Annotated in this window: 9 protein-coding genes; all 9 read left to right on the forward strand. The window is 50.0% G+C overall.

The features are described from left to right. Positions 1-160 precede the first annotated feature (160 nt). The 9 genes from ACE3MQ_RS01255 (at position 161) to ACE3MQ_RS01295 (ending at position 12,789) form a co-directional block, all read left to right on the forward strand. Positions 161-658, forward strand: coding sequence for an SMI1/KNR4 family protein (locus ACE3MQ_RS01255; protein WP_379389787.1), 498 nt, complete (start codon positions 161-163; stop codon positions 656-658). 568 nt (positions 659-1,226) lie between these two features. Further along, entirely contained in the window at positions 1,227-1,349 is a 123-nt protein-coding gene (locus ACE3MQ_RS01260; protein WP_379389789.1) for a hypothetical protein, read from the forward strand. Positions 1,350-1,369: 20 nt separating this feature from the next. Then, positions 1,370-4,444, forward strand: a complete 3,075-nt coding sequence (locus ACE3MQ_RS01265) for a 3-keto-alpha-glucoside-1,2-lyase-like domain-containing protein (RefSeq protein ID WP_379389791.1) — start codon at positions 1,370-1,372, stop codon at positions 4,442-4,444. A 174-nt stretch (positions 4,445-4,618) separates the two neighbouring features. Next, positions 4,619-6,382, forward strand: coding sequence for a cache domain-containing sensor histidine kinase (locus ACE3MQ_RS01270; protein WP_379389793.1), 1,764 nt, complete (start codon positions 4,619-4,621; stop codon positions 6,380-6,382). Beyond that, positions 6,369-7,994, forward strand: coding sequence for a response regulator (locus ACE3MQ_RS01275; RefSeq protein WP_379389795.1), 1,626 nt, complete (start codon positions 6,369-6,371; stop codon positions 7,992-7,994). The genes ACE3MQ_RS01270 and ACE3MQ_RS01275 overlap by 14 nt, the downstream gene beginning before the upstream one ends. Positions 7,995-8,140: 146 nt before the next feature. Then, a complete protein-coding gene (locus tag ACE3MQ_RS01280; protein ID WP_379389797.1) occupies positions 8,141-9,547 on the forward strand; it encodes an ABC transporter substrate-binding protein in 1,407 nt (468 codons plus the stop codon). A 259-nt stretch (positions 9,548-9,806) separates the two neighbouring features. Continuing rightward, positions 9,807-10,706: a carbohydrate ABC transporter permease gene (locus ACE3MQ_RS01285; protein WP_379389799.1), complete on the forward strand. Its 900-nt coding sequence runs from the start codon at positions 9,807-9,809 to the stop codon at positions 10,704-10,706. A 125-nt stretch (positions 10,707-10,831) separates the two neighbouring features. Continuing rightward, positions 10,832-11,734: a carbohydrate ABC transporter permease gene (locus tag ACE3MQ_RS01290; protein WP_379389801.1), complete on the forward strand. Its 903-nt coding sequence runs from the start codon at positions 10,832-10,834 to the stop codon at positions 11,732-11,734. A gap of 44 nt (positions 11,735-11,778) precedes the next feature. Next, positions 11,779-12,789: a glycoside hydrolase family 130 protein gene (locus ACE3MQ_RS01295; RefSeq protein ID WP_379389803.1), complete on the forward strand. Its 1,011-nt coding sequence runs from the start codon at positions 11,779-11,781 to the stop codon at positions 12,787-12,789. The last annotated feature ends 3 nt before the right edge of the window (positions 12,790-12,792 follow it).

A 12,792-nucleotide genomic window follows, 5' to 3' on the forward strand; every position in this document is an offset into this window, starting at 1 on the left:
TACGAATTTTAATTTTCAACTCAATAAATATTTTCCCAAGAATACGATCGATATGGAGAAAAGCATAAACAATTTCATATTTATCTCATTTGCAAAAGTATTTTAGATGGTTAATTGATAGGGGTTTTTATCAAAAAAATAATGTGGGAGAAGGTGGACTATGAATAACAAAATTAATGAATTTATGATTTGGGCTAAAGAGAATGGTTGGGCTATAACCAAAAATCTGGATTTCAATTTAAATTTAGATGGTAGCTTTTTATCTAGATATAAAGAACTTCCTAATGAATATTTAGGTTTTTTAAAGGTTGTAAAACAATGCATTACACCTAATGAGAAGACTTGGTTTCTTTGTGAGGATGAATACAATAATAGCTCAGATATTGCGTTTAAATGGAATGAATTTGAATTGCTCAGCTTAGAAGCAGCAATGGGTGATGATATATGGAAATCAGAAATAACTGCATGGTGGGATAATTACCTGCCAATAGTTATGTCAGTTAATGATGGATATTCCTTCTATGCGATTGATTTAACAAATGAAATAGGTGCTATTGTACGTGGATATGAACCTGAATTTGAAGAAGTTGAAAAAGTAGCAAATAATCTTGAAGATTTTTTTGAATTAATTATGTCGAACTCAATAGAGTTCCAGTGATAAAAAAGGTAATGCAGAATTGTTTGTTCAATTAATGTCTATCAAAATCAAACAAAGTTTGTGAAGGTGACATCGAGAATTCTAGCCAATATCCCCGTCGGTAACTAAATTCTAATTGCTAATCAACTGCTTGTAGTAGTTTTGGGAACTTTTTAGATAGAATAGAGAAATATGTGATTTCACGGTGATATACGTTTCAGGAGCAATTCTATGGTCGGTTTACAAGCAAAATGTTACAAGAAGCGGCATGAGAAATATTATCGAATCAGATATTTATCGACAAACAACTGTAAGAAACGTAAATACAACTCGCAAAATATATGAACTTATGCTGGCATCGGAAAAAGCACTGGGGATATCGGACTAATGGATGCACCATTATGGGGTTACGAAGTGACTTCGAATATCCCACAGGCCTCCCCAGATAAGAACGTCATCTTTCCCTATTCCCCACGTGCACAGAAACAGTTGAATTGTATCCCTGGAGAGTGAGCTTGCCCCACTCCTTTCTTTTTGGGTAGGGATTATAATCCATCTTGACAGTGAAAAGTTTGAATGGAGGGAGGGCTTGATCGTCAGAAAATGGGGCTGCTTGCTTCCGAAAAAAATGATAGCGCCTTCACAGAGCCGCAACCAAGGATACCGCTTTGCGAACGGAGCTGAGCTGCCTTATTTTTTGGTGGGAAGATGAATAATCTTGAGGAGGTATTTATGCTTACCATTACTAAAAAAGCAGTCAGTTTGTTGGTAGTGCTTGCCATAATATTCACAGGATTGTTGCCTCGCACTGCTGATGCGGCCGAGATGGAGAGCTATCCTATTTCTTCAGCGGATATGACGGATGCCGCTGAACCGGCATCTTTGGCACAGACCGCCGCTGCTCCGGCCACGATACAAAATTACCCGATGCCATCCATCTATACCGCATCCAGTGTATTTTCATTGAAAGCGGATAACCAAGCGATTCCTGTAATCAGCTATCTGGCTGACTATGACTATGCTCAATTTTCTTTTGACGGCACGGTCAATCTCGAAGTGACAGTCAATGAGCCGATCACCTCGTTTTCCATCAGTCCAATGGCCAAAAACATCGAAGGTACGGTCAACGGAAACAAGCTGACGTTTTCGCTTTCTTCCTCCACCTATGTGATCGTGAAAATCAATGACTGGAAGAAGAAGATTGTGATTGCAGCGGACCCCTTGGAGACGGATATTCCACCGTCCACAGGTGCCGGGGTCTATAATGTGACAGAGTCGCCATACAACGCGGATAACACGGGGACATGGATGGCATCGGGCGCGATTCAGCAGGCGATCGACGACGCCAATCAAGCTGGCGGCGGCGTTGTATTCGTTCCGGCCGGTGTCTATAAAAGCGGGAACCTGACATTAAAAAGCAATGTGACCTTTTACGTGGCCGGAGGCGCCGTCATCGTCGGCACCGGCAAGGGCGAAGACTACGTTATTGATTTCCGCAAGGATTCACGAAATGCGGATGGGACGTATTTTATTCGGACGGCCGTAGACTCCAGCAATATTACGATACGGGGACGAGGAACGATTGATGGCAAAGGCATCGCGATGCGTGAGCGGAAGATGCCGGCGCCGAACAAGAACGAAGGGTTTTTGAATAACCTGCTGGTTCCGATTGCAACCTCCAATTTTAATTTTGACGGTTTAATCTTACGGGATGGCGGTTTCTGGTCGTTTATGGTTGTTCGTTCCGACAATGTGACCATTAAAAATCTCAAGGGATTCCAGGATTTATACAAAATCGAGAATGACGTTATCGATATCAACGAGAGTCAGAACGTGCTCGTTCAACATTCGATTGCCATATCGGATGATGATACGTATTCCACTAAAACCTGGCTGCAGACGGGGATGTCCAAAGACTGGCCGGGCGAGCTTGAACATTTGGAGAATGTGGTCTTTGATGACGCTTTTGCATGGACAAGATGTGCGGCTTTCAAGATTGGCATGGGAGTAGCCCAGCCGCAGATCGGCGTAACCGTCCGAAATTCGTATGTGTATCAAAGCGCCCGAGCATTGCTTATTGATCATGGTTACCAATTGAATACGCTCCCGGAGGAAGGTTACGCCCAAAATATTACGTTTGAAAATGTCGATATCGAACGAGTCGGTATCAATCAATTCGGGAACTATTGGCTTGGGGTTTCCACCAGCACTTCCGGCGATATAAGCAATGTTGTATTAAAGAACATCAACGTTCGTGAGACCGGTTCTCAGAAATCAAGAATTTCCGGGAATGCCACCAAAGGCGGAATGGTTAATGGCGTCACGTTCACAGATGTTTATGTTAGAGGCAAGCTTGCAACAAACCTGAACGACTTGAATGTCACCGTTAATAACAATGTAAACGGTATCGTCTTTGCCAATTCCAAGCCGCCGCTATTTAGCGACAATTTCGAAGACGGAAATACGGCGGGCTGGACGTCGGTTACAGGGGGCTGGGCCGTACCGACAGTCGGCACGAATAAAGTGTTGTCCAGCGGAAACCAGACAACCACATCCCTGATTACCGCTAATAGCGGTGGATCATGGACGGATTACGCATATGAAGCCCGAATGAGAATGCCCATCACCAATGCTAATGCAGGGATTGTCTTCAGGGTGCAGGATGCAAACAACTATTATATGTATCGAATCAATTCATCGAATCAACAGCTGGAGTTGTTCAAATCCGTGAATGGACAACTGACGCTTGTAACCAGTGCTCCGTTCATGGCCATTGAGAAGCAGTGGTACACGGTGAAGGCGGTTATACAAGGGAATACGATTGCCTGTTATGTGGATGGAGAACTAAAAATGGAATGGATCAATCCTGAAACGGAATTGACAACAGGGGGGATCGGATTCCGAACTACCTCGGCAGGCGTCCATTTTGATGATGCCATTGTTTCCCTGATCAATAAAGCTCCTGAGGATATTACACTTTCACACAACAGCGTCGTTGAAAACACGACTGCAGGAGGCATGGTCGGAACATTCTCCACTACCGACCCTGATGAGGAAGAAACATTTGCTTATATGCTGACAGCTGGAGCCGGAGATGCGGACAACAGCAGCTTCACCATATCGGACAACAAGTTGTTTCTTGCTGTAACGCCTGATTACGAAGCAAAAGACAGCTACAGTATTCGGGTGAAGAGTATAGATTCAGGCGGACTGTATGTTGAGAAAATGTTTACGATCCATGTCACGGATGTGGATGAACCTCCTACTGATCCGGATCCTACGGTCATCCAATTCAGCGACGATTTTGAAGATGGGGATACGGTAGGGTGGACGTCTGCTTCGGGTTCCTGGAGTGTGACAACAGACGGCACGAAAGCCTTGATCCAGAATAATTCAGCCACTGGGCTGATTACCGCCGGCGATACATGGACGGATTATACGTATGAAGCCAAAGTGAAAATGCCCATCACCAATGCAAATGCAGGCATTCTCTTCAGGGTGCAGGATGCGGAACATTTTTATATGTACCGAATCAATTCAGCAGCCAAAAAGCTGGAGTTGTACAAATCCGTGGACAACGTCATGACCCTTGTATCCAGTACCTCGTTCACTGCTCAGGCGAACCAGTGGTATACGATGAAGGCTGCCATTCAAGGGAACAAGATGAAAGGTTATGTGGATGGAGAATTAAAAGTGGAATGGACCAATCCCGAAACGGAACTGACATCAGGGAGAATAGGATTCCGAACCACCTCGGCGGGCGTAGCTTTTGATGATGCTTTGGTTCTGGCTCCTGAAAACTTATAAATTCTATAATCTTCAAAAAAGCCGATCCACAGGTCGGTCAGTGTAATTGGGATCATATGAAGGAGCTGCCCCTAGAGCCATGAAAGATCTGCTGGGGACAGCTTCGTTTTTTTACATTGTCGAACAAGGGGCTGCGGTGACATAATCAAAGGATAAAGATTTTTAACGGAAGGCGTGAAAAGCTTGGACTATCTCCGCAGGCAATCGTTCCGCAACAAACTCAAAGTCGCATTTCTGGCCGTTATCGTGCTCTCTGTCCTGATGACCGGAGGATTGTCTTATTATATCTCGGCTGCCACGCTGGAAAAGAATGCGCTGAAGCTCACGCAGGACACGGTGGTCAGGTCCGCACAGATCGTGGATGAGAAGCTGAATAAACTGATGCTGATTATGATGACGTTTATGATCAGCCAGCCTTTCTACGACATGCTGAAGGATGCCGCCTCCGGGGATGCCAGCAGATATTACACGCATCTGAACGATCTTGATAACGTTTTCTCGCAGGCGCGGATTGCCGAGCCGCTTATCCAATCGATCTACGTATTTACGCCGATTGGCGAATTTTATCCTTCGTCCATGAACCGCAATCGGCTCACCGCATTCGAGGATACCTTTCTGTATGCACGCATCGAACAGGAGAAAAAGAACCTGTGGGTGGAGGGTCATGAGGACATGCTCTTCTCCGGCAAGGAACGCGTCATTTCGCTTATACTGGAGCCGATATTTGACACTCCGGTCAGCGGTGTTTATATTGTCGTGAATATCCGTGAGGACGGCTTCCGCAAGCTGGTACAGGGGGACGCCGGGGAAGGAGCGTCCAGCTTCTTGCTGAACGCTGATGGAGAGACGGTTTACCCCGTGAAGGAACCGCTGGTCAGGCAAGCGGTGGAGACGGGAGATTTGAGTGGCATGATGAACCGCTCGGAGGGAAGCCAGCCTTTTGATCTGGACGGCCAAACCTATCTGCTTAACTATGCCCGTCTCGGCATAGCGGATTGGACGATGACCACCATCCGTTCCCGGGCCGACGTGCTCCAGGACATGGTGTACGTCAAATGGCTGATTGCCGGGGTTACGCTGGCTGCTTTTACCGTCACCACGTTAATTTCAGGGGCATTTTCACGCTATTTGCTAAAGCCGCTGCAAGGGCTGCTGAAGGTGATGAAGCGGGTCGAGAACAACGATCTGACCGCCCGTTTTGAGAGCGGCAGCGGAGATGAACTGGCTCAAGTGGGATTTCGGTTTAACCGGATGCTGGAACAGATTGTGGTGTTGATTGATGAGGTAACGGAAGCCCAGACGCATAAGCGTTCTGCGGAGATCAAGGCGCTGTCGGCCCAGATGGATCCGCATTTTCTGTACAACACGCTCAACACCATCTACTGGAAGTTGAAATTGAAGCAGATCGAGCCGTCGCAGCAAATGGTCATGTCGCTCTCCCGCTTGTTCCAACTCGGGCTGAACAATGGTCAGGAAATTACTACATTGTCGAGAGAACTGGAGCATGTGCGCCAGTATCTGGAGCTGCAGTTAAGCTGCTATGAAGGCTTATTCTCTTATGAGATCCACGTGCGCGAACCGGAGCTGTCCGCGCTTTCGATACCGCGCATCGTTTTGCAGCCACTGGTGGAGAACAGCATTTTGCACGGCTTTCGCGACCTGAAGAATGGCGGCCGGATCGAGATCGAAATTGCCGGAGATGGTGAACGCTGGACGATTGCCGTACGTGATAATGGCTGCGGCATGGACGAGACCCAAGTGCGCGCTCTCTTTTGGCTGGAATCGAAGAAGGGGTATGCGGTGTCCAATCTGATCCGGCGGCTCCGGCTCTATTACGGTGATGGTGCGGAAATTCACGTGGATAGTGCGCCGGAGCGCGGAACAGAAATACGGATTTCTTTACCCAAGAAAGGGGAGCATGTGGATGAGCCATCCTGAGGCGATCAGTCTCTGCATTATCGACGATATTAAAAGCGTGGTTGACGGGCTGACCGCGATGAACTGGGAAGAGCAGGGGATTCGGGTCGCGGGTGTTTCGAGCAATGGGGAAGAGGGGCTTAAGTTGATTGGCGGGCTGCGGCCGGATCTGGTCATTACCGATATCCGGATGCCGAAAATGGACGGGCTGAGCATGCTGCGTGCGATTCTGGAAGAGAACCGCAGCTGCAAGGTCATTCTGATCAGCGGTTATGCTGACTTTGAATATGCGCAGCAGGCGGTGCAATTGGGGGCATTTGACTTTGTGGTGAAACCGTTTTCAGAAGAAGATATTATGTCGGCGGTGCTGCGTGCCAAAGCGGAGATTATGGAAGAGAGGATCAAGCTGCTGAGCCTGAGGGAAATGGAGAACAAGCTCCGTGAGAGCATGCCCGTGCTGCGGCAGGAATACTTTGCGCTGCTCGTAAGTCATCGCACTTCGTGGAAAGAGGCTTCAGGACGGTGGGATTTTCTGAATATTGAGCTGGAACCGCGAGGCTTCGTCGTCATGTTGATTGAAATTGACCGTTTCCGGGAGCAGGTTGCCGAGTTGTCCATCCGGGAGATGGAACTGATCCGTTTCTCTCTGCTGAATATTATGCAGGAGACGCTTGCCGACTATGCGCGCAGCGTTGTTTTCCGTACCGATCATGATCGGTATCTCGCTGTACTGAACGATACAGGATCGTCCAGTCCGATCGAAATTGCCGAGCAGTGCTGCCGGAATATTGAACGATATACCAAGTTCACGGTTTCGGTCGGGGTCGGCGGCAGAGTGGAGGAGATCAGTGAGCTGCCGGATTCATACCGCCAGGCTCATCGGGCGCTCTCCCATCACCTGTTCACCGAAGGGAATGCGGCCATTATATATGACGATCTTCACCAGAGCGGAAGCCAGGAGCCGCTGGCACTGGAGTACAAAGACGAGCTGCTGCTGGCCCTTCGTTCCGGGAATGCCGTACGGACGGACGCGATCCTGACCGCGATTTCGGAAACACTGCAAGAACGGATCTCCCGGCAGAATCCGGATTATCTCCTCAGCTTATACGATGAACTGGCTGCTTCAGCGATCCGCACCCTTTACGAAATGGTTCCGTATTCGGACGTACAGCCGCTGATCCAGAATTTCAGGGCGGTGCAAGGGAATGCGGGGTTGCCGCTGGCCTCTTTGCAGCGTCAACTGCTTGCCTTGTGCACGGAGGGAGCCGAGCTGGTGCGCCGGAACAGCTTATCCGAAGGGCAGAAGGTGATTTATAAAGCCATTGATTATATCAAGGGCCGCTTGTCCGAGGATATTACCGTCGGAGAATGCGCCGCCTATGTGCATCTCAGCGCCAGCTACTTTTCCAGCTTGTTCAAGCGGGTGACCGGGATGACGGTCACACAGCATATGACCTCAGAACGCATCCAGAAAGCGAAGCTGCTGCTGGTGGAGGGGGCGCAGGTGCAGGAGGTGGCTTCGGCTGTAGGATATGAGGAGCGTAGATATTTCAGCGAGATGTTCAAGAAGATCACCGGCCAGACGCCGTCGGAGTTCAGGGCGGGTTATCACCCGGATCGGCCGGAGGCGTGAGGCACGTGAGGCGCGCAAGGGGCGTGCTGCACAGACCATAGAATTCTATCCCTGGAGAGTGAATTTGCCACACTCCTTTTCTGAGAATGAGGGTCTATAATAACAACGAGCTCACAATACAAACGTCAATCAAAGGGGTAGAATGTATGCGAAAAAAATGGTTAGGTCTCGGCTTGAGCCTCATTCTGGCCGCCGGAATCGCAGGCTGCGGCGGAAACGGCAACAACAATGGCAATGGCGGTGCGACGAATGGCAAGTCTGACGGCAGCACGGCAGAACCCTCAGCCGAGACGGGCAAACCCGTACAGCTTAAATACTGGACTGACGACCGTCATGACCAGGAGTATATTAAGGAATTGATCAACAAGTTCAATGAAACAAACGATGATAACATCCAGGTGGAATTGACGGTCATGTCCGAGAATTACGCGCAAAGCGTCGACATTGCATTTTCCAGCAACCAGGCACCGGATGTGCTGCGTCTCAAGAGCGCCAATACTTCCGGGTTTGTCAAAAAAGGTTATCTCGCGCCGATTGATGATTATCTTACCGATGACTTGAAAGCGAAGTTCGGCAGCCTGCTGATCGACGATGTCAACCGTTTTGACGGCAAGGTGTACACGCTCGCCAATACCGGCCTCACCATGCGTCTGGTCTACAACAAGGATCTCTTTGCCAAAGCGGGCATCGAGAATCCTCCGGTATCGCTGCAGGAAATGGTGGACGATGCCAAGAAAATTACCGAAGTCGGCAAAGCCGAAGGCATCTATGGTTTCGCGCTGAACTTCAAAAATCCGAAGCAGGCATTTGACCGTTCCATCCGGGAGATTCTCTCTTTAAGCGGTTATCAGGGACTTGGCTTTGATCTGAAAACAGGCCAATTTGATTTCGCGCCTTACTCGCAGGTCATCGAATATTTCAAGCAAATGCATAAAGACGGAAGCATTCTGCCTGGCGCAGAAGCGTTGGACATCGACCCGCTGCGAGCCCAATTCGCCGCAGGAAAAATCGGGATGTATCTTTCCTTCTCGACGGAGCCGGGCGTATACATGGATCAATTCCCGACGGAAATCAACTGGGGAGGCGCCTTGGCTCCAACACTGGACGGGCAGATCAAGGGAACTTCCGAAATTGTGTCCGCCGGAACGTGGCTCGGCATCAGCGCCCAATCGGCCAATAAGGAAGCGGCTTGGAAATTCATGCAGTATATGTACGACGACGAGGTTCTGAAGACTTATCATGAAAAAGGCTTCGGGATTGCCATTGTGCCAAGCATCGTGGAACAGGCCAAAGACCCGGAGATCAACGGCATGGAAGGCTTCCTGGTCGGGGAACACGACTCGCTCTGGCCCGCTTCGCCAAACGTTGCTCCAGAGGGTTCCACCTATGCGGACGCTTTCTTCAAATACATCCTCGTCGATGGAGATGTGAAAGCGATTACGGAGGATTTGAACACAAGATACAATGCCGCATTGTCCAAAGCGGTGGAAAAAGGCGAGGTCACTGTAACGCCGAACCCTGCCTTTGATCCAACCAAACCGCAGGGAGAATAGCAGGCAAGGATGGGGCTGCCGCGCACTTCTTGGCGGATGCCCCTTTGCTTTTCCTGAAGAGGTTGTTCAAAAAGTCATCTTTCCATGACGAAGCCATTCAAGAAGTCGATTCGACGTCGAATCTTGAACTCAGCCGGGCCTTCCGTTGCTCACGTAGGTTACCCTACGCTCCGCTACTCAGTCCCTGGCTTCATCCAACCTTCTCGGTCTTGAAAACCCGACTTTTTGAACTTGCACTTAAAAGGAAGGAGGAACGAATATGAGCTTTAAATGGAAACGATTGGGGGAGAATTCCCTGTTTCTATCCCCGAGCATCATTTTGACGGCGGCTCTGGGCATCTACCCCTTGTTATGGATGCTGCGCTATATGTTTTATGACTATGCCGGATACGGCGATCCGCTGTTCGTTGGCCTGGATAATTTCCGTCGGCTGATGCGCGACGGGCTGTTCTGGGAATCAGTTGGCAATACCTTTATCTATGCCGGAGGCAAGCTGATACTGACGCTGCCATTGTCCCTGCTGCTGGCGGTCATCCTGAACGGCAAGCTGCGGGGCGGAAATCTGCTGCGCGGGATCTATTTTATGCCAACGATCATCAGTACCGCGGTTATATCCGTTGTGTTTTATACGATCTTCAACTCCTATAACGGGATGGTTAACACCGTTTTGATGAAGCTGCACCTGGTCTCGCAGCCGATCGACTGGCTTGGGCCGAAACATGCGATGCTTACGGTCATTCTTGTAGCGGTATGGGGCGCGGTAGGCAACTATATGCTGCTGTTTCTGGCCGGATTGCAGAGCATTCCGCAGGATTTGTACGAGAGTGCGGCCATGGACGGCGCGAACGCCGGAAGACGGTTCTGGAGCATCACGCTTCCGATGCTGGCACCGGTTGCCCAGTTGGTCATTATGCTTGCGATTATCGCATCCCTGAAAGGCTATGAGAGCATTATGCTCATCACGGAAGGCGGACCGATCGGCAAAACCGAGGTCATGTATCTCTATCTGTACAAACTGTTGTTCCCGGTATCCACGGGTTCGGCTGTAGAGCAGCAGCTTGGATACGGCAGCGCCGTAGGCTTCGCAACCGCTGTTATTGTCGGAGCGATCACTGGCTTGTATTTCTTATTAAGCCGTAAAATGAACAAGTTGTATTAGAGATGTTCAAAAAGTCCACTTTAAGCAGCGTTAAACGTCAATTTTGCGAAGACACTTACGATTTGATGACAACGCCGCAGATCGGTTTAGCATGAACGGCTGCAGGCGTGCAGGAGGATCAGCAAATGAATGAACAGGTGTTACCCCAACAGCCGGACAGTCGCGGCAAAATCGCCGCCAGCCCACCTTCCGGCCGAACAGGCAGAATAGTGGGCCGTACGGTCATGTGGCTGTTTTTATTGATAACGGCGTTACTTACATTATTTCCCTTGTTGATGACAATGTCCGGTTCTCTCAAGACGGGCGCCGAAATGATGACCGGCGGCAGCCTTCTGCCGGCCAAGCTGCAGTTCGTCAACTATGCGGAAGCCTGGAAGCAGGCCAATTTTGCCCGCTATACCTGGAATAGTGCTTTTGTCAGCATTATGGTGACAGTAGGCACACTGCTGGTAGCTTCGATGGCGGCTTATGTGGTGGATCGGCGTAATTTTCCCGGAAAATCCCTGTATGTGACGACTCAGGCTTCGATGATGTTTATATCCGTTGGCGCCATTGTGCTGCGCCCGCAATTCGATTTGATGGTCGCGCTGAACCTGAACACCACGCTGTGGGGCGTGATCCTGATTCTGATCAGCGCCCATTCCAGCACGTTTTTTATGCTGCTGGGTTTCTTCAAAGCGATTCCTCGCGAGCTTGATGAAGCGGCAATGGTGGATGGCTCCGGGTTCGTCCGTACCTTTTTCCGGATTATTCTGCCGCTCTTGACACCGGGGCTGGGCGTGGCAGGGCTGTTTGCCTTCCGCCATGCCTGGAACGAATACATTCTGCCGCTGGTGTTCACGATGACGAATCCCCAGCTGCAGACGCTCACCGTCGGGCTGGCGAATCTACGTTACGGTTCCTCCGCGGCCATGCAGATCCATTTGATGATGGCGGGAGCATGTCTGTCTATCCTGCCGATGCTGCTCGCTTATATTGTGGCGAACAAGTCGTTTATTCAGGTGACGGCAGGTTCAGTCAAAGGTTAAATTCAATTCCATTCCATCTTCCATCTACAAGGAGTTTGATGCATATGAGTAATTCTACAGTGGGACCTTTGTTCTCCAGCCCGGTCATTACCCGGCATTCCACGAATCCGATTCTGTCTCCGGGTGATGTGCCCTACGGTCCGGCGTTGGTCTTTAATGCCGGGGTTGCCAAATTTAAAGGCAAATATGTGATGGTGTTCCGCAATGACTACGGTGATGAACATAGAGGGATTGTTGCCCCTCATCATACGACCAATCTTGGGCTGGCCTTCAGCGATGACGGCATAACGTGGGATGTGCAGCCGGAACCGTGCTGGTCCTGGCATGATGAAGAAGTCATCCGTGTGTATGATCCGCGTCTAACGGTAATCGGCGAACAATGCTATATGTGCTTTGCGGTCGATACCAAGCATGGGCTGCGCGGCGGCATCGCCGTAACCGAGGATTTCAGCTCCTTCGAGGTGCTGAGCCTATCGCTGCCGGACAACCGCAACATGGTATTGTTCCCGGAGCGGATCGGGGACAAGTATGTCCGGCTGGAGCGTCCAATGCCTGTATACAGCCGAGGCGGCATAGACCGCTTTGACATGTGGATGAGCGACTCGCCTGATTTGAAATACTGGGGCAATTCCAAGCTGCTGCTGGCAGTTGAAGATGTGGCCTATGCCAATGACAAGGTAGGCCCGGGTGCTCCGCCTGTCAAAACGGACAAAGGCTGGCTGACCCTGTTCCATGCCGTGGACATCGATCGCAGCCGGAGCAAGAACGGCTGGGAGGACAGTTGGAAGAAACGTTATACTTCCGGCATTATGCTGCTGGATCTTGCCGATCCCAGCCGGATCATCGGCAGGGCCGAGGCGCCGCTGCTTGCGCCGGAAGCCGCTTATGAGACCGATGGAGGCTTTCGCAATCATGTTATTTTTCCCGGGGGCATGATACTGGAGGATTCCGGGGAAGTCAAAATCTACTACGGCGCCGCCGATACCGTAGAATGCCTGGCTACTGCGCATGTAGACGATTTGCTGCATCTTTGTCTGGAAGGCACCGTCAAATAAGCA

Source organism: Paenibacillus lentus (assembly GCF_042714055.1).
Lineage (GTDB): Bacteria > Bacillota > Bacilli > Paenibacillales > Paenibacillaceae > Fontibacillus > Fontibacillus lentus_A.